Origin of the sequence: Kitasatospora sp. GAS1066B, assembly GCF_041262605.1 — a bacterium.
GTDB lineage: Bacteria > Actinomycetota > Actinomycetes > Streptomycetales > Streptomycetaceae > Kitasatospora.
The window spans coordinates 49107-68050 of record NZ_JBGCCO010000023.1; the positions used below are offsets into that span (position 1 = coordinate 49107).

An 18944-nucleotide genomic window follows, 5' to 3' on the forward strand; every position below is an offset into this window, starting at 1 on the left:
GCCCCGCAGCGCTGACAGGAGTCGCCATGGCGTCATCCGCGACGGTGGAACTGTCCCGCTGGCAGTTCGCCATCACCGCCATATTCCACATGACCTTTCCCGCTCTGACCGTCGGGCTCTCCATCCTGCTCGCTGTCGTCTACACCGCCTACCTGCGCACCCGTGATCCGCTCTACCTGCAGATGTTCCGCTTCTGGCGGAAGATCTTCGCGGTCGGGTTCGGTCTCGGTGTGGTCGCCGGCACGGTGATGACCTTCGAGTTCGGCCTGAACTGGGGAAGTTACGCGCATGCGGTGGGTCCCATCCTCGGTGTCACCATCGGGATGGAGGTGATCACCGCGTTCTTCCTGGAGGCCGGCTTCATCGGCATCATGCTCTACGGCGAGGGACGGGTGCGTCCGCGCACCATGGCCTTCGCCTCGTGGATGGTCGCCTTCGGCACCCTGCTGTCCACCACCTGGATCCTCTCCGCGAACAGCTGGATGCAGGATCCGGCCGGCTTCACCAAGGTCGCGGGCCAGTTCCAGGCCCGCGACTGGTGGCAGGTGCTGTTCAACCCCGCGTTCTCCTACCGCTTCCCGCACATGCTGCTCGCGGTGCTGATCAGCGCCGCCTGGTTCGTCGGCGGCATCGCCGCCTGGTACCTGGTCAGGCAGCGCTCGCTCGCCTTCGCCCGCCGCACGCTCTCGCTCGCGCTGGGAGTGCTGGCCGTCCTGATGCCCGTTCAGCTGTACGCGGGCGACGAGACCGCGGTGTTCATGGGGCAGCACCAGCCCGCCAAGCTGGAGGCCTTCGAGGGCAACTGGAAGACCGACAACAACGGCTACAACCTGGTCGTCATCCCCGACCCGGGCAAGGGCAAGGACAACCTGCGCATCGAGATCCCGCACCTGGGCGCGGTGATCGGCAAGGACCTGACCGGCCAGGCCCACGTGCCCGGCCTGTTGCAGACCCCGCCGGACCAGCGCCCGAACATGTGGAGCGCCTTCTACGGCTTCCGGGCGATGTACTTCACCGCGCTCACCATGTTCGCGATGGCCTTCGCCGGACTGGTACTGCGCCTGCGCGGGCGGCTGTTCACCGCCCGGCGCTTCCACCGGCTGCTGGTCTGGATGACGCCCGCCGGCCTGATCGCGATCACCGGGGGCTGGATCACCGCGGAGACCGGACGCCAGCCCTGGGTGGTCTACGGCCAGCTCCGTACCTCGGACGCCGTCTCCCAACTATCCACGACCGAGGCCGCGCTGAGCCTGGCCGGCTTCGTCGCGGTCTACGCCGTGCTGGTCGCGGTCTGGGTCCGCTACATCGTCCGGGCCGTCAAGGCGGGGCCGGAAGCCCTCGACTCGCCAACCGCCGGCCACCCGATCCTGCCGGAGGCCGTCCATGGCTGAGTACGCTTCCTACGCGCTGATCCTCTTCGCGCTCGGCGCCTACGTGGTGCTGGACGGCTACGACCTCGGGATCGGGATCCTCGGTCTCTTCGACCGCAGCGACGAGCGGCGCAAGGAGTACACCGAGCTGGTCGCGACGGCCTGGGACGCCAACGAGAGCTGGATCATCCTCGCCGGGGTCACCCTGTGGGCGGCGCTGCCCGGCGTCTACGCCACCGTGCTCCCCGGGGTCTACCTGCCGCTGATCGTGATGCTGCTGGCCTTCGTGCTGCGCGGGTTGGGGCTGGAGCTGCAGAGCTCCGCACCGGACTACCGTCGCGGCTGGGGGCACCTGTTCGGCATCTCCTCACTGGTGGTGACGGTCTGTCAGGGTCTGGTGGTCGGCACCGTGCTCAGCGGTCTGCCGCAGCACGGGGGTGTCTACGACGGCGGTGCGCTGCGCTGGCTCACGCCCTACAGCGTGCTGTGCGCGCTCGGCCTGACCGCGCTGTACCTGCTGGCCGGCGCCGCCTGGCTGCAGGCCAAGACGGAGGGCGGCGCCCGCCGTCGGGCCGCGCGGCTCGGGCGCCCGCTGCTCGCCGTGACGGTCGGGGCCTGCCTGGTGCTGGGCTTCGGCCTGGAGGTGGCCGACCCGCAGCACTTCCGCTTCGACCAGCCGCTGCGCGCCGTCCTGTTCGGCCTCCTGGTGGCGGCCGCCGCCGGGTGCGGTGCCGTCGCCTGGTACGGCTTCGGCAAGGAGCCCGACGCCCGGCCGTTCATCGCCGTGCTCGGCGCCCAAGTCGCCGGACTGCTGGCGCTGGTGACCGCGACCGCCCCCATCGTCGTGCCGCCCGGCCTGAGCGTGCACGCCGCCACCAGCCCGGTCGGGTCACAGGTGTTCCTGCTGATCGGTGTCGGCTGCTGCATGCCCGTGGTGCTCGCCTACAACAGCTACGCCTGGTGGGTGTTCCGGGGGAAGTACCGGCCGCCGGCCCCGGCCGCGCTCGCCGTACCCGTCAATCATGTTGAGGTCCACGCGGATCTGACGGTCAGTCATGTCCCGGTGGCGGAAGCGGGCGTGTGGGTCCTGGTCCGTCGGGTCGGGTTCACCGTGCTCGGTGTCGGGCTGGTCGCGGTCGTGCAGGACGTGTTCGGCGGTCAGGGCGAATGGATCGCCCCTGTCGCGCTCGTGCTGTTCGGCGCCCTCGCGCTGGCCGCCTGGCTGGTCGGCGACCGGCGGTCCGCCGCCGCCGGGGAGTTCGACGTCGAGCAGGCGGCACGGCGGTGAGCGACACCGCCGCCCTGCTGACGCGCCTGGCCGACGACGACGCGCAGCAGGACCAGAAGCGGGCGCTGCGCCGGTTGCACGAGTGGGCGCACGCGCAGGCACCCGCCTTCCGGCGGGCCGGCACGCTGCGCGGGCTCGCCGCGCTCGGCACCGTCGGCTGGGCGGCCGGGCTCGGCTGGGCCGCCCAGTTGGCGCTGCACGGCCAGCGGGCGGCGGTCACCCCCGTCTCGGTGCTGCCGGCGGCCGGCCTGATCGCGGCCGGGCTCGCGCTGCGGGCCTGGCTGCTCGCGGCCGGCGACCGGGCCGCGGACGAGGCGGCCGCCGCCGTCCGGCACGCACTGCGCGGCCGGTTGCTGGACGCCGCCCTGCCCGCCTGGCGGCAGCCGGCCGGCGCGGCGCGCCCCAGCGGAACCGACGCCGCCTTCGTCCAGGCCCTGGACGAGGAGATGGACCGCCTCACCGACTGGCTGACCGGCTACGTCCCGGCGCGCCGGACCATGCTGATCGCCGGCGGCATCGTGCTGGCGGCGATCGCGTCGGGCAGCCGGGTGGTCGCCCTGCTGCTGGTGCTGGCGACCCCACTGCTGCCGGCCAATCTCAAGGTCATCGGCATGGGCACCCGCGCCGCCGTCCAGGCCCAGCTGACCGCCGCCCGGACCCTCAGCGCCCGCCTGCTGGACCAGTTGCGCGGGCTGCCGACGCTGGTCGGCCTGGGCGCCGACGAGCGCGCCGCGCTCGCCGTCGAGCAGGACGACCGCGAACTGGCCGACCGGACCCAGGCGGTGCTGCGGGTGGCGTTCCTCTCCACCGCCTGGGTGGAGCTGCTGGTCACCGGAACGCTCGCCGTGGTCGCCACCTACTGCGGCCTGGTACTGCTCGACTACCTGCACCTACCCGGCATCCCCTCGAGCATGAGCCTGGGCACGGCGCTCTTCGTCCTGGTCCTCACCCCTGCCTACTTCGCACCGGTGCGGGAACTGGCGCGCGGCTACCACGCCCGCGCCGAGGCGTCCGCCGCCGCCGAGCTCGTCAACGGTCTGCTGGACGTGTCCGCGACCGGGCGAGCGATACCCAGGCCCGCCTACGCTCCCCGCAGCGTCCAGCTGCGCGCGGTCGAGGTCACCTTCCCCCACCGCGACCGGCCCGCCCTCGACGACGTCACCCTGACCGCGCGCCCTGGGCAGGTACTGGCCCTCACCGGCGCCAGCGGAGCGGGGAAGTCCACGCTGCTGGCGGTCGCCGCCGGACTGCTCGCCCCTGAGTCCGGGTCGAGCACGCATGAGGTCGGCGGTGTACCGCAGCCCGCCGACCCCCGTGCGGTGTCCTGGATCGGCCAGCCCTGCTACCTGCTGCCGGGCACGGTGCGGGAGAACCTGCTGCTGGCCCGCCGGGACGCGGACGACGCGGCGCTCGACGCCGCCTTCGCCACGCTCGGCTTCGCCGACCTGCGCGCGGCACTGCCGCACGGCCTGGACACCGTCGTCGGCGAACGCGGCAGCGGGCTCTCCTCCGGCCAGATCCAGCAACTGGTCTTCGTCCGCGCCCTGTTGCGGGACACACCGGTGCTCTGCCTGGACGAGCCGACCGCCCACCTGGACCCCGGAGCCGAGGAACGCGTGATGGCCGCCGTCCGCACCCTGGCGCGCGACCGAACGGTCCTGCTCGCCACCCACAGCCCCGAACTCCTCAAGATCGCCGACGCGGTCGTCGCCATCGACCGGGGGCGCATCCGCACGGTGACATCAGATGGCACGCCGTCGGACGGCCTGATTTCGTACGGGGTGACGTCGTGAAGCCCCTCACCCTGCTCTGGACGTCGGCCGACCGCCGGGCCCGACGCGACCTGCTGCTCGGCGCGCTGCTGGCCGCCGCCGCCGAGGTGACCGCCGCCGGACTGCTCGGCGTGTCCGGCTGGTTCCTCACCTCCTGCGCACTGGTCACGCTCCAGGCCAACACCACCTGGTCCTGGATGTATCCCTCGGGCACCGTGCGAGCGTTGGCCCTCGGGCGGACCGGCCTGCGCTACACCGAACGGCTCACCAGCCACCGCGCCCTGCTCGGCGCGACCGTCGCGCTCCGGGCCACGATGGTGCGCACCGCCGGCGCGCTCCCGCCACGCCAGTTGCGGGAGCGGCGCGACGGCGCGCTGCTCGCCCGGCTCACCGACGACGTGACGGCCGTGGGCGCGGCACCGGCCCGGACGATCGCCCCGCTGACCGGCGTCGCGGCGACCGCCCTGGTCGTGGTGGCACTGATCTGCGTGGCGAGCCCGGCGGCCGGGGTGGCCGAGGTGCTGCTGCTCGCGCTGGCCATCGCCGTGGCCGTGCGCGCGGACCGCCGCGCCGCCGCCCGCCTGGCCGAGGCCACCGTTGAGCGGGCCGCCGCCCGATCCGCGCTGCTCAGCGCCCGGGCCGCGCTCGCCGAACTGCGTTGCCTGGACGCCGTCGACCTGGCCCGCGACCAGGTCGCCCAGCGGGTGGAGCGGGCGCGGCGAGCTGACGCCGCGTCACTGGCGGCCCTGCGGGGCGGCCGGCTGCAACTGCGCCTGCTCGCCGTGCTCGGGCAGGTCGCGGTCCTGCTGCTCGCCCTCTCCGGCCGGCCGACGATCCAGCCGGTGGCCGACGCCATCGGGGAGACCCTGCTGATCGCCGCCGGGTACGAACTGGTCGAGACCCTGCCGCAGATCCTGCGCGACCGCGGCTCGGCCGTGCGCTCCGCCGTGCGGCTGACCGACCTGCTCGCGCGCGCCCGCGCGCTGCCCGCCGGTCCGGCCGTCCTGCTCCCCCGCGCGCCGCTGGTGGTGCGCGATCTCCCCGTGGGCCTCGGGGCGGCCCGGGCCCGCTGGTCGGCCACCCTGCTGCCGGGCAGCGCCACGCTGGTCACCGGGCCGAACGGAAGCGGCAAGAGCACCCTGCTCAACCTGCTCGCGGGACGGATCGAGAGCCCGGCACCGGGTGTCGTCCTGCTCGGTGACGCCCGCCTGGACACGCTCTCGGCGGCCACCGTGGCCGCCGCGCTCACCCTGGTCGAAGCCGAGGACTGGCTGGCCGACAGCACCGTCGCCGGCAACCTGCGGCAAGCGGCGCCCTGCGCCGACGACGAGGCACTGCACGCCGCGCTCGCCGCCGCGGCGCTGGCGGACCTCCAACTCGAGTCACCCACCGGCCCCTTGGGAAGCACGCTCTCGCAGGGACAGCGGCGCCGGCTCGCCATCGCCCGCGCGATCCTGCGCGACCCCGCCGTGCTCCTGCTCGACGAACCCACCGCCGGGCTCGACCGAGCCACGGCCGTGCGGCTGCTGAGCGGGGTCCGGCAGGCGCTGCCGCACTGCGCGCTCGTCATCGCCCTGCCGGACCAGCACCACGACCTGCTGCCCTTCCCCGTGGACGGCACGGTGCGCCTGGACGGTGCGGATCAGCGGAGCAGCGGTGCCGACCAGGAGGCCTCCCGCCTGGGGTGAATGGGGTCGTCGATCGCCGAAAGGGCTTGTCCGCTACGACCGTTGCGCACGGCGATGAGTTCCGCCGCGATGGACACGGCGGTCTCCCGCGGCGTGCCGGCGCCCAGGTCGAGCCCTACCGGTGAGCGCAACCCGGCCAGCGCGTCAGGTGACACGCCGGCCTCGATCAGCTCTCGCTCCCGAGCCGCCCGCACCCGCCGCGAACCGAGCGCTCCGACGTACGACAGCGGTCGGCGCAGTGCCTCGACGAGCAAGGGCACGTCGAACTTGGGATCGTGCGTCATCACGCACACCGCCGTGCGGCGATCGGTTCTTGCGGCCGCCAGGTAGCGGTGCGGCCAGTCGACCACCACCTCGTGGGCGGCCGGGAAGCGCTCGCGCGTGGTGAAGGTGGCGCGTGCGTCGCAGACCGTGACGTGGAAGCCGAGAAAGGCCCCGATCTCGGCGACCGCGGCGGCGTGGTCGTTGGCACCGAACACCAGCAGCCGAGGGCTGGGGGCCCAGGACTCGAGCAGCACCCGGGTCACACCACCCGTGTCGTAGACGCTCACGGTGGTGACGTCCACGCCCAGCAAGCTGCGCGCGTCGGCCAGGACCGCCCGGTCCAGGTCCCGCTCTCCGGTGCTCCCGAGGTGCCGGTCGCCCACCAGCGCGATCGCCCGTCCCGCCCAGCCGTTCGGACCGTCCAGCACCCGCGCCAGGACCACCGGCCGCCGTGCCGCCACCGCCCGGAACGCGGCGGCCAGGACCCGGGCCGTGTCACCCTGTACCGCCTGCACGAAGACCTCGAGCCCGCCTCCGCAGGTCAGGCCGGCGGCGAAGACATCGTCGTCCGAGGGCCCGAAGCCGGCGAGCCGCGGTTCGCCCGAGGAGAGCACCTCGCGCGCCAGCTCGTACACCGCGCCCTCGACGCAGCCGCCCGAGACGCTGCCCAGCGCCCTGCCGTCCGTGTCCACGCACAGGGCCGACCCCAGCGGCATCGGCGCGCTGCCCCGCACCGCCACGATGCTCGCGACGGCGTAGCGGGCGCCGGATTTCTGCCACTCGAGGAGTTGTGGCGCCAGTTGTCGCATCAGAACCATCGCTCCACGAATACACACCTCTGCGCCTGGTAGTTTCTGCGGGAATTGACCGCGCATGCAGCGTAGGCGTCGCCGTCAAGCGTGCGGCGGGCGACTTACCGCCCCGTGCACTCTCGGACAGACTCTGTGCACTGGTCGGCGAAATCATTCGGGGTGGCGCGCTATTCCGAGAGTGCACCGGGGATGCTCATCGGTGCACTGATGATCGGAACCAGCAGCTCCAACTGCCAAGCCAGACAACCGATATGTATGGTCGCCAGGAGACGGTGACCGTCACCGTCGTCACATGGAGATCGGGAGATCCCTGATGGACATCACGCTGGAGATCGCGGAGAACGGCATCGTCGTCGAGGAGCTGGGCCAGGCCGAGGCCGGATTCTGCTCGCAGGGCTGGGCCGTCCCCGCCTTCTGCTCGCAGGGCTGGGCCACCGAGGCCTGAGCATGGCCCCGCGGGCCGCACGGGACGTTTCGGCGCTGTCCCGTGCGGCCCTTTTCTTCGGATTGTTCGGCCACTGGGAGAAGGTGACTGGGATGAAATACCTCAGGTTCAAGAGGCATATCGGTGTTCACCCGGTGCCGGGTGACGGCGTCTTCCTCCTGCTCGCGGGCCGCACCGTCGTGCTGCACGGTGCCATGATCCAGTTGCTGGCTCCGCTGCTCGACGGCCGCTGGACCCGGGACGAGATCGTCGAGCAGGCGTCCGCCTCCTTCGCGGCCGACAGCGTACGCCACCAGCTCGAGAGACTGGTCGGCGCCGGCTTCCTGGTGGAATCCGAGCCTGGCGAGGATCGGCAGGCCGCAGGCTACTGGGAACTCGCGGGCACGCAGGCCGCACACGCGGAGCACCGGCTGGCCCGCGGTGCTGTCAGCGTCACGGCCGTGGGCGGCGCGGACGCCTCCCCCCTGATCGAGGCCGTGCGAGCGGCCGGACTCAAGGTCACTCGGCAGGACGCCGAGCTGGAGATCGCGGTCGCCGATCACCTCCTCCATCCTGACCTGCTGGCCGCTGACGACCAGGCTCTGGTGTCGCGGCGGCCTTGGTGCGTGGTGAAGTTGACGGGCGGTACCGCCTTCCTGAGCCCCGTGCTGGAACCGGGCCGGACGGCCTGCTGGCACTGTGCCGCGTTCAGTCTCGCGGGGCGCCACCTGGAGGCCGCGTTCATCGAGAGCACCACGGGCGGCGGTCACGTTGCAGCCGAGGTCCCGGTGGGAGGGGAGCTGGTGACCCAGCTCACCGCACGGCTTGTCGCCCTGCGCGCAGCCCAGTGGATCGCCGGTGTGCGGGACCCGGATCGGCGGGTGCTGACCTTCGACACGCTGTCCCTGAGCTCGCGGCGCCACCGGCTGGTCCGCCGGCCGCAGTGCCCGGCGTGCGGCGACCCGGGGCTGCTACGAGCCCGGGCGCTGCGCCCGCTGACCTTGACGCACCAGCCCGCGCACGGCGCCTCCGGCGACGGCCGCCGTTTCCTGTCCCCCGAGGCAATGCTCACGGCGTACGGGGATCTCGTCAACCCGGTGACCGGCATCGTCACCGATCTGACACCGCAGCAGACGGGCACCGACCTGCTGCACGTCTGCACGGCCGGCCACAACTTCGCGCTGTACGGGCCGGGAGCCCGCAGACACGGCAGACCGCTGCGCGGCCAGAGCGCGGGCAAGGGCGCAACCGCGGTCCAGGCGAAGGCAGGCGCGCTGGGCGAGGCCATCGAACGGTTCTCCGCGGTCTGGCAGGGCGACGAACACCGCGTCCGCGCGTCCTACCGGGCCCTCGCGGGGGAAGCGGTCCACCCTGACGCCCTCCAGCTCTACAGCGAACGGCAGTACGCGGACCGGGCGGACTGGAACGCCCGTCGCATCGCCTTCCACCAGGTGCCCGAGCCGTTCGACGAACGTGCCACGCACGACTGGACACCGGTCTGGTCGCTGACCAGGCAGCGGCACGTTCACGTGCCCACCGCCACGCTCTACCATCGCTACCCGCAGGTGCCGGGACGGGCGTTCACCAACGCGGACTCCAACGGCAGCGCTGCCGGCGGCACCCTGGCGGAAGCCGTCCTGCACGGGCTCCTCGAACTGATCGAACGTGACGCTGTCGCGCTGTGGTGGTACAACCGCGTCCGGCGTCCCGCCGTCGCCCTGGACACGCGCGACACCCCCGCGCTCGCGCACCTCGCCGGCTGGCAGGAGAGCCACGCCGCACTCGGCCGCGAGTCATGGGTGCTGGACCTCACCTCCGACCTCGGGATCCCGGTCGCGGCGGCCGTCTCCCGGCAGACCGACTCGCCCGCCGAGGGCATCCTGCTGGGCTTCGGAGCGGACCTGGAGCTGGGTGGTGCCGTCGCCAAGGCCATGAGCGAGGCCGATCAGCTCCTACCGGTCGCGGCGCGCGCGGTATCCCGCGCCGGGTCACCGACGCCGCAGGGCGACTTCGCCCAGCACTGGTGGCGCACCGCCACGGTGGCGGACCACCCCTATCTGCGGCCCCTGCCGGACGATCCCGCCACGACTGCTGCGAGCCCGCCCAGCCGGGAGCACACCGACCCGCTCGCCGAGGTCGAGACGCTGCGTCACGCGCTGGAGGAACGCGACCTGGAAGTCCTGGTGGCCGACCAGACCCGTCCGGACATCGGCCTGCCGGTCGTCAAGGTCATGGTGCCGGGACTGCGGCACTTCTGGCCGCGCTATGCCCCCGGGCGCCTGTACGACGTCCCCGTGCGACTGGGCTGGCTCGCGGCCCCCACCGCCGAGCAGGACCTCAACCCGATCGGCATGTTCCTCTGAACCGCACCGAGCGGAGCGCACCTTGCCCACCGGCCGGTCCGTCGGCATCGGCAGTCGGCGTGGCGGCAACGGGCTGTGCGGGGCGATAACCTTCAGGGTTCCCGCTGACGGGAGGTTGACTTACCCGGGAGACGAGGATGCGGTGTGACACGCACGGCCCGGCTCTGGTCGGACGGCAGCAGGAGACGGACCTGCTGGCGGCCGCTCTGGAGCGGGCCGTAGGCGGCGGGGGCGGCTCGGCCGTCCTGATGCGCGGCGAGGCCGGTATCGGCAAGAGCGCGCTGCTGGAGTGGGCCGGGCACCGGGCGCGCGAGCTCGGCTTCGCCGTGCTGCGGGTGGTCGGCGCCGAAGCGGAGACCGAGTTCGCCTTCGGCGCGCTGCACCAGGCCACTTGGCCGCTGCTACAGCGTTCCCGCGCCCTGACGCACCATCAGCGGGACGCACTGGAGAGCGCTTTCGGCGGCCGCACGGACACGCCGCCCAGCGGCTTCGCCGTCGGGGCGGCCGCGCTCGCGCTGCTCGACGAGGCGGCGCGCAGCAGCCCGCTGCTGCTCGTGCTCGACGACCTGCACTGGATCGACTCGTCGAGCGCGACCGTGTTCGCCTTCCTCCGGCGGCGCTGTGCGGAGCTGCCGCTGGTGATCGTCGGCGCCAGCCGCCCGGACGGTGCGGCGGCGGAGGCGTGGCCGGCGGAGCCCGTCGCGGTAGGCGCGCTGTCCCGCCCGGAGGCGGCCGCACTGCTGCTGCGGCGCTACCCGAAGCTGGCCGCCACGACGGCCGACCGGCTCCTGGAGGAGGCGGCCGGCAATCCGCTGGCGCTCGTGGAGTTGCCACGGCAGTTGCCCGGCGAGCAGCAGCGGGGCGTCGTCCCGCTGCCCGACCCGCTGCCCCTGGGGCGGCGGTTGGAGCGCGTCTTCACCGAGCGGCTGGCGTCGCTGACTCCTGCGGCCACCCGGGTGCTCCTGCTCGCGGCGCTCGCCACGGGCACGGCCGGTGGCAGCGGGGCGTGGCTGCACGAGACGGCGGGCGGTGACGCGGAGGAGGCCCTGGAGCGGATCGAGGCCGGCGGCCTCGCCCGGCTCGACCGGGCAGGGCGGCTGGTCTTCCGGCACCCGCTGGTCCGGACGGCCGTGATCGCGACGGCATCGGAGTCCGCGCGGCGCGAGGCCCACCGCGTCCTCGCCGGGTTCCTCGCACCGGAGGACCCCCGGCGCCTGGTCCACGAGGCATCGGCGGCCCTGCTCCCGGACGACGCCCTCGCCCGCCGGCTGCAGGAGGCCGGCAGCCGGCTCGCCCGGCGCGGTGGCGACGCGGAAGCGGCGCTCCTGCTCGACCGGGCCGCCGCCCTCAGCGCTGACCCCGCCAAGCGGGCCCGCAGGCTCACCTGGGCGGCCGTGATGGCGGCCCGCGGCGGTCAACTGCGCCACACCGTCGCCCTGGTGGAGGAGTTGAAGCGCGCTCCGGTGCCGCCGGACATCGCCCCGCTGTTCGCGTACGCGGTGGTGTACGTCGACCAGAGCCACCGGATCGACTTCGAGTCCTCCGCCGCTCTGCTGCCCGCCGCCCTCGACGCCCTGACGGCACCCGGCGCGGAGTCCTTCGGCGGACTGGCCGAGCAGGTCTACTTCAAACTGCTGCTCGCCGCCACCTACACCGACGACCCCAGAGCCTGGCAGGCGCTGGGCCGGCACCGGGAGAACGCCTCCGAACCGGGCACGCTCTGCCACCGGGCCTGGACCGAGCCGGCCCGGGGCCTGGCCGAGGAACTACGCGCGGTGGTCGACCGGATGAACGAGGAGCAGGAGGCGGGGGCGGCCTGGCTCCTGCTCTGGACCGCCTCGGCGGTCGACAGCGCCGACGGCGACCTGTGGCGACGCTTCACCGGGCTGCACGGCTACGCCACCCAGGGCTCGGTGGCGAAGGCCAAGTGCTACCAGGACTTCCTGCGTGGGCGCTGGGAGCTGGCACCCGTCTGCCTGCGCGAGGCCGAGTCGGCGGAGGAACTCGGCTACCACTGCAACGCGCTGATGTTCCGTCACTACTACGCCCACTTCCTGGCCGGCCGGGGCGACGAGGCGGGTTTCCAGGAGATCGAACAGCTCATCAGGCCGGCCGCCGCGCGCGCCGGCCTGCGGTTCGTGCTGGACCGGCTGACCCATCTGCGGGGCCTGGCGGCCCTGGCCCACGGACGCCACGAGCAGGCGTACGCGCACTTCGCCGAGATCGCTCCACCCGGACGACTCCCGTGCGGCCGGCCGTGGTTCCACACCCTGGTCTTCGACCTGGTGGACGCCGCCGTGCACACGGGTCGACACCGCACGGCACGTGCGCACGTCGCCGCCGCGCGGGCCGAGCGGTCTGCGGAGATCTCCGGCCACCACGCCTTCCTGCTGGCCGCAGCCGCCGCCTTGGCCGCGGGCGACGCCGAGGCCGACACCGCCTACCGCGCGGCGTACGCCGTGCCGGGAGCCGAGCAGTGGGTCTTCGAACTCGCCCGCCTGCGCCTCGCCCACGGCTGCTGGCTCCGCCGCCGCCAGCGCCCCGAGGCCCGGGACGTCCTGCGTGCGGCACACCACGCCTTCGACAGGCTCCAGGCCGATCCCTGGGCGCGGCGCTGCGAGGAGGAACTCCGGGCCGCCGGCGACCTGGTGGCGCCGGCGCCGGGCACCCCGGCCGCGGAGCTGACCGGCCAGGAGCTGCGGATCGCCCGGCTCGCCGCGACCGGTCTGAGCAACAAGGAGATCGGCCAGGCGCTGTGCCTGTCGTCCCGCACCGTCGCGGCGCACCTCTACAAGACCTTTCCCAAGCTCGGCATCACCTCGCGGGCCGCGCTCGCCCACGCCCTCGACAGCTCCTGAGACTTGGAGGTTTCCGCCAGTTCTGTGCCGTCCGTGCACTGCGCCTGTTCCGACGGCGCACGACCTGCCCCGTTCCGCGGACAGGCAGTCAAATGACCTAGAGCGCCTGCCGACTCGCGGGCCAGGCTGACTGCGCAGGACGTAGGCCGAAAGGGGCAGTCAGGTGAACTTGCTGGTGACGACCGCTTCCGTCCCGGATGAGAGGAAGGCGCTGTTCTTGGGAGAGGCGATGTCGCGGACGCTGGTGCCAGTGGAGGTGGTGCCATTGGCCGGCCGGCCGTTCGAGGGCCGCCTGGCGTCGCACCGGCTGGGATACGTGCGGGTGTCCACGATGGAGGCCGACGCGACGCGGGTGTCCCGCACGGCCGGCCTGATCGCGCGGTCCCCGCAGGCGGAGGCGCAGGTGGGGGTGGCCTTGCAGGTGTCCGGTCGCGCCGTGCTGGAGCAGGACGGGCGGCGCGCGGAGGTGGCGGCGGGCGACCTGGTGCTGTACGACACCGCACGGCCGTACTCCTTCGACTACCCGGAGCGCTTCCGCTCCCACGTGCTCCAGGTGCCGCGCAGGCTGCTGGGGGTGCCGGAGTCCGACATCCGGCATGCGGTGGGGACGGCGGTCACCCCCGCCGAGGGGTTCGGGTCCGTCCTGCTGCCGTTCCTCGGCACGCTCGCCGCCTCCGCGCACTCCTACCCCGCCTCCGTCGGCGACCGGCTGGCCGGCCGGGTCGCCGATCTGCTCATCACGCTCGTCGCTCAGCTCACCGGGCCGCCGGCCGCCGACCCGCGCGCCTCGAACGGCCACCTGGTCCAGCGGGTGCGGGAGCACATCGAACGCCACCTGGGCGATCCGGAGCTGTCACCGGAGGCCATCGCCCGCGAGCACCACATCTCGGTGCGCTACCTGCACCGGCTCTTCGAAGGGGAGGACGTCACGGTGGGCCGGCTCATCCAGCAGTGCCGACTGGAGGCCTGCGCCCGGGAGTTGGCCCGGCGCGGCCGTAGCGTGCCGACGGTGTCGGCGGTCGCCCAACGGTGGGGGTTCGTCAACCCGGCGCACTTCAGCCGGGCCTTCCGCGCCGCCTACGGGGTCTCCCCACGCGAGTGGCGCGCACTGCGGACCGCCGAAGGCGGTGCCGGCACGCCGGGCCGAGCGCTGCCTGCCGGGCCTGCAACCGTGCGCGGTGGAGCAAGTGACGGTGCATCATCAGCGCCACCGCCGACCGATCCGTGACTAGCATGCGAAGTGCTCGGCAGGCGCAGCCCGTAGCCTTCCCATGACGGGTCGGTCCACCCGATACACCACGGAGGACGAGCGCCCCCGTGCCTTCCGGCCCCATCGGCCGCTATGCCAGGAGAACAGAGAGTGTCCGACACCGCCCCTTCGCACGCGCGGCGCCCGGTGCTGGAGGGCGCGCTCCAGGCCTTCGTGGATGCGCGCGCCCGCCGGCCTGCCACCGAAGGCGACGAGGGCGGGTTTCCCGGGGAGTTCCTGGACCTCTCGCTGCACTCGGCGCAGGACGGGTCCGCACAGGACAGCTCCGCGCAGGACGGGCCGGACGGCCCGCAGGACACCACCGCCGAATGGTACGAGCTCCCCGGCGGACCGACCGGGCCGGTGCGGGTCCAGGTGGTCAGACCGGTCGACGCCGCCGAGCCGACCCCGGTGGTGCTGTTCCTGCACGGGATCGGCTGGGCACTGGGCGACGCCGCCGCCTACGGGCACCTGCTGCGCGAGTTCGCCGTGGGGGCCGACGCCGCGGTGGTGTTCGTCGACTACGCGCGGGCACCGGTGACGCGCTACCCGGTCGCCGTCGAGCAGTGCTACGCCGTCGCCCAGTGGATCCAGGCGCACGGCGGCGAGATCGGGCTCGACGGGCGACGGATCGCCGCCGTGGGCGACTCGGCGGGAGCCAACCTCGTCGCGGCGCTGACCGTGCTGGCCCAGCAGCGCGGCGGCGTCCGGCTGGTGCACCAGGTGCTGCTGTGCCCGGTGACCGACGCCGACTTCGACACCCCGTCCTACCGCGAGTTCGCCGACGGGTACGTCCTGCACCGCGACGACATGCGCCGGTTCTGGGATGCCTACCTGCCCGACGTGACCCGCCGGCGGGAGGCCACCGCCGCGCCCCTGCACGCCACCCTGGAACAACTCGCCGGACTGCCGCCGGCGTTGGTGGTGACCGCCGAGGCCGACGTGCTGCGGGACGAGGGCGAGGCCTACGCGGCCAGGCTCCGCGCGGCCGGGGTCCCGGTGGTGGCCACGCGCTACCAGGGCGTGGTGCACGGCTTCCTGCTGCTCGACAGCGCCTGCCGTACCGGCACCGCCCGCGCCGCCTTCATCCAGGCCGTGGACACCGTCCACGTCGCCCTGCACCGCTACCCCGGCTGAGGTCCGGGTCCACCGCAGGAACAACAGGAGGTTTCGCCCGCGGGCGAAACCTCCTGTTGTTCTTCCTGGTCGGGGTCGCGCCGGTCCGGTGGGATGGGAAGTCGCACGGGCGCGGAACCCGTGCCCGCGCCCCGCCCCCACGTCACGGGCGCCCTGGTCCGGAAACCCCAGCAGCCTTCGTAGGAGCCCCCGTTGTCCGTCCTGCTCGACACCGCCTCGACACCGGTCTCCGAACGCGCCGAGTACTGGCACGAAGCGATCTCGCACACGTTCATTCCCCTGGACGTGTCCCTGCTCGAAAGCACGCCCTGCGCCGCGAGCATCACCAGTCACCACCTGGGCTCCGTGCAGATCTCCCTGGTCCAGGCCGGTCCGCAGCGGGTCGTTCGCAGCAGCAGCCTGATCGCCCGGGGCGGCGGGGACCGCGTGACGCTGGCCCTCCAGCACCGCGGTACGGCCAGGCTCGCCCAGGACGGTCGCCAAGTGCTGCTGCGACCGGGGACTTTCGCCGTCTCCGACGCCGGCCGCCCATTCGCCAAGGAGCTACCGGAACCCTTCGCCTTCACGGCCTTCCACTGGCCGCGAACGGCTGTCGGCGTGTCCGACGAGGAACTGCGGCAGCTCACCGCGACAGCCTTCGAGACCAACGGCGGCACCGCCGCGCTGGTGGCCGCCTATCTGGGGCGCCTGGCCCGAGCGGCGGGCTCGCTGGACCCGCACGTCGCGGGCCGGCTCGCCACCACGGCGCTGGACCTGCTGGCCGTCCTCGCCCACGAACGCGGTGGGCGGCCGATCCCGCAGGCGCCCGAGACGGCCCTCGCCACGCTGGCGCGGATCAAGGACTACATCCTGCGCCGCCTGGGCGACCCCGACCTGGCACCGGAGCAGATCGCGGCCGCCCACTACCTGTCCGTGCGTTACCTCCACAAGCTCTTCCAGCACGAGGACGCCACGGTGGCGCGCTGGATCCAGCGCCAGCGCCTGGACATGTGCCGGCGCGAGCTGGCCCGCCCGGCGGCGGGGACGGCGACCGTGGCGGCCGTCGCGGGCCGCTGGGGGTTCGTGAGTGCCAGCCATTTCAGCCGCGCCTTCCGGACCGCCTACGGCATCACGCCGCGCGAGTGGCTGGCGAGCGCCCGGGCGGACAGCACCTCAGGTGGTCCCGCACCCCGCCGGGAGTGACTCCCGGCAGGGTGCGTCGCCTGCTCAACTCAACCGCTTCTCAGATCAGTTGATGGTCCAGTGCTGGAGCGCCGAGCCGCTGTCGGCCTGCTGGGTGACCAGCGAACCGTCCGAGGTGGCGGCGGTGGTCAGCAGCAGACCGCTGCTCCGGGAGACGACGGTGTAGCCGCCGCTCACGGCGGTCACCGTCCAGCGCTGGTTGCTGCCGCCGGTGCAGGTCCACTGGATCACCTGGGCGCCCGCGGCGGTGGAGCCGCCGCTGACGTCCATGCAGAGGTTCGACTGGCCGTTGCTGATCTGGTAGGAGCCGTCGGCCTGCTGGGTGAAGACCCAGTTCTGGTTGCTGCCGCCGTTGGCGGCCCAGGTGATGAGCTGGGTGCCGGCGGTGACGGAGTGGTTGGGGTCGTCCAGCGCCTCGCCCGAGATGGTCAGCGTGTGCGTGCCGGTCAGGGCGGCGGTGACCGACCAGGTGAAGGTGACCGAGGAGGAGGCGGTGCCCGAGGAGGCGGTGACCGTGACCTGCGTCGTCCCGGCCGTGGTGGGTGTGCCGGAGACCAGGCCGGCGGGGCTGATCGACAGGCCCGCCGGGAGCTTGCTCGCGCTGAAGGTGAGCGCCTTGCCGGCGGAGTCGGTGCCGGTCAGCTGGAGCGAGAGCGCGGTGCCGGCCTTGCTGGACTGGTTGCCCGGGTCGGCCACCGTGACGGTCTCGGCCGCCGAGCCGAGCGGGGTGAACGTCAGGGTCTGCTCGGCGGCCGTGCGGGCGCCGCCGACCGCGCTGCCCGTGGTGTCGGTCCAGCTGCGGGTGGGAGCGGTCTCGGCGAGGCGGCTGCCGTCCGAGGAGAGTCCGAGCACCAGGCCGCTGTACCGGTTGACCAGGCGGAAGCCGCCGGCCGTCGAGCTGCTGGGCACCAGGAACCACTGCTGGCCCACCGACGGGCCACCCGAACCAGCCGCCGCCACCGTCGGCTTGGCGCCCCAGGCGCGCCCTGCGGTGTGGGCGGAGTCGACGCCGAGCAGCTTGTGGGTACCGGAGTTGACGACCCGGTAGGAGCCGTCGCCGTTCGCGACGAAGTTCCAGCCCTCCAGCGCCGATCCGGTGGGCGCGGCCAGCGAGGTGGCACCGGAACCGCCGGTGGCCTGGGCGAGGACCCGGCCGCTCGCATTGGCGATCCGGTAGGTCTTACCGGTGTCCACCGGCGTGGCCGGGGACGGGGAGTCGATGGTGACGTCGGTGTACTCGCCGTTGGCGCCGTTGGCGCAGGACCAGGCGCAGTAGGAGCGGAAGGTCTTGCCGACGACGGTGTTGCCGGTCTTGTTGGCGCCGTCCAGGAACCAGCGGTACCAGGAGGCGGTGTGGTAGCCGCCGGTGTCGCCGAGCAGCGTCCACTTCTGGCTGGTGAGGTCGGCGGTGGCGTAGAACTGCTGCGGTGCCGATCCGCTCTGGTCGACCCCCTGCGGCTCGCCGATGTACAGGCCCAGGTAGGCGTCGTAGGTGACGTCCATGACGAACAGCGGTGAGGTGGCGGGCATCTGGCCGGCCGCGATCTGCTGTTCGGCGGTCCCGGTGTTGGCCGGGTCGTACTCGTTGGCGGGCGGGGTGTAGCCGGTGGAGTTGGTCGCGTCGACGGGCACCAGGTTGCTCTCCTTCCCACCCTGACCGGGCTGGGACCAGGAGCCGTCGTACCACTTCTGCCAGGAGTCGGGCGCCATCTTCGAGGCGATCGGCGCACGCGCCACGTGCTCGTAGAAGGCCTTCCAGCCACCGCTCTTGTCGATGACCCGCGAGCCGTAATAGACGTAGAAGTAGCCGGAGGCGGTGTCGACGAAGAGCCGCTGGTCGCCGTCGCCGTAGTAGTACGTCTGGCCGGGGAACTGGGTGGTGTCGCCGCGCTGGGTGCTGTACGGCGAGGTGATGGCGTGGTCCTTGATGGTCCAGGTGTGGCCCTGGTCGGTGGAGACCGCGTAGTCGATGGCGTCGTAGTGCAGGCCGTCGTTGAACGGCGCCGGGGTGAACTCGTTGTGCACCAGGCCGTACCAGTCGCCGGTGTCGGGGTCGACCCAGGTGCCGACCAGGTCGCAGTAGTTCTTCTGGGCGTAGCTGGTGTTGCCCACCGAGTAGGTCGCGCTCAGGCCGGTGGGGCTGTTGTTGCAGCGCCAGGTGGTGTCGTTGTTCTTGTCGTCGGCGTTGGCGGGGTTGACCGCGTTGTCCAGGCCGCTGTCCGAGGTGGCGGAGTCGAAGTCGGTGCCGGTGAAGAAGCCCCAGGAGCGGTTGTCGGTGGCGCCGTAGAGGGCGTCGGACTCCTGGTAGTGGAAGGTGCCGTCCTTGTCGACGAACGGCGCGGCGGGGCTGTCGGAGATGTTGCCGAACGGCACGGGGGTACCGGTGGTGACGGTATGTCCCGTGCTGGGGGCGCCGGCGGACGGGCTGGCGGCCGAGGGGGTGGCCGCCAGCCCGGCGAGGCACAGGGCCGCGCTGGTGAGGGTCGCGACCACGGGGCCGCGGATGCGGGGGAACACGGATTCTCCTTGCTGTGCCG

Annotated in this window: 12 protein-coding genes; 10 read left to right on the forward strand and 2 right to left on the reverse strand. The window is 73.0% G+C overall.

Annotation, left to right across the window (positions count from 1 at the left end):
* Window positions 1-26: 26 nt before the first annotated feature.
* From ABH937_RS24810 to ABH937_RS24825, 4 genes are read left to right on the forward strand one after another with little or no spacing between them, the layout of a single operon-like run.
* Complete coding sequence (locus ABH937_RS24810) at window positions 27-1391, forward strand: cytochrome ubiquinol oxidase subunit I (protein WP_370219510.1); 1365 nt, start codon at window positions 27-29, stop codon at window positions 1389-1391.
* Entirely contained in the window at window positions 1384-2658 is a 1275-nt protein-coding gene (locus tag ABH937_RS24815; RefSeq protein ID WP_370219511.1) for a cytochrome d ubiquinol oxidase subunit II, read from the forward strand. Before ABH937_RS24810 ends, ABH937_RS24815 begins: the two co-directional genes overlap by 8 nt.
* The gene (locus tag ABH937_RS24820) at window positions 2655-4451 is read left to right on the forward strand and encodes an ATP-binding cassette domain-containing protein (protein ID WP_370219512.1); all 1797 of its coding nucleotides are present in this window, start codon (window positions 2655-2657) and stop codon (window positions 4449-4451) included. Before ABH937_RS24815 ends, ABH937_RS24820 begins: the two co-directional genes overlap by 4 nt.
* Window positions 4448-6118 carry an ATP-binding cassette domain-containing protein gene (locus ABH937_RS24825; protein ID WP_370219513.1) on the forward strand — a complete coding sequence of 557 codons (1671 nt, stop codon included), beginning with the start codon at window positions 4448-4450 and terminating at the stop codon, window positions 6116-6118. Before ABH937_RS24820 ends, ABH937_RS24825 begins: the two co-directional genes overlap by 4 nt.
* On the opposite strand, the gene ABH937_RS24830 is transcribed toward ABH937_RS24825, so the two are convergent.
* Entirely contained in the window at window positions 6073-7191 is a 1119-nt protein-coding gene (locus ABH937_RS24830; protein ID WP_370219514.1) for an XdhC family protein, read from the reverse strand. The two genes, ABH937_RS24825 and ABH937_RS24830, sit on opposite strands and share 46 nt — an antisense overlap.
* 295 nt (window positions 7192-7486) lie before the next feature.
* Here ABH937_RS24830 and ABH937_RS24835 point away from each other — a divergent pair, with 295 nt between their 5' ends.
* The 6 genes from ABH937_RS24835 to ABH937_RS24860 all read left to right on the forward strand — a co-directional run bounded on the left by ABH937_RS24835 (window position 7487) and on the right by ABH937_RS24860 (window position 16407).
* A complete protein-coding gene (locus ABH937_RS24835) occupies window positions 7487-7639 on the forward strand; it encodes a hypothetical protein (RefSeq protein ID WP_280689491.1) in 153 nt (50 codons plus the stop codon).
* Window positions 7640-7731: 92 nt separating this feature from the next.
* Window positions 7732-9981 carry a TOMM precursor leader peptide-binding protein gene (locus tag ABH937_RS24840; protein WP_370219515.1) on the forward strand — a complete coding sequence of 750 codons (2250 nt, stop codon included), beginning with the start codon at window positions 7732-7734 and terminating at the stop codon, window positions 9979-9981.
* A gap of 137 nt (window positions 9982-10118) precedes the next feature.
* The gene (locus ABH937_RS24845) at window positions 10119-12839 is read left to right on the forward strand and encodes a BREX system ATP-binding domain-containing protein (protein WP_370219516.1); all 2721 of its coding nucleotides are present in this window, start codon (window positions 10119-10121) and stop codon (window positions 12837-12839) included.
* Between the two features lie 175 nt (window positions 12840-13014).
* Entirely contained in the window at window positions 13015-14067 is a 1053-nt protein-coding gene (locus ABH937_RS24850) for a helix-turn-helix domain-containing protein (protein WP_370146700.1), read from the forward strand.
* A 132-nt stretch (window positions 14068-14199) separates the two neighbouring features.
* Window positions 14200-15225, forward strand: a complete 1026-nt coding sequence (locus ABH937_RS24855) for an alpha/beta hydrolase (protein WP_370219517.1) — start codon at window positions 14200-14202, stop codon at window positions 15223-15225.
* 192 nt (window positions 15226-15417) lie between these two features.
* A complete protein-coding gene (locus tag ABH937_RS24860) occupies window positions 15418-16407 on the forward strand; it encodes a helix-turn-helix domain-containing protein (protein ID WP_370219518.1) in 990 nt (329 codons plus the stop codon).
* A 45-nt stretch (window positions 16408-16452) separates the two neighbouring features.
* On the opposite strand, the gene ABH937_RS24865 is transcribed toward ABH937_RS24860, so the two are convergent.
* Entirely contained in the window at window positions 16453-18924 is a 2472-nt protein-coding gene (locus tag ABH937_RS24865) for an RICIN domain-containing protein (protein ID WP_370219519.1), read from the reverse strand.
* Between the last annotated feature and the right edge of the window lie 20 nt (window positions 18925-18944).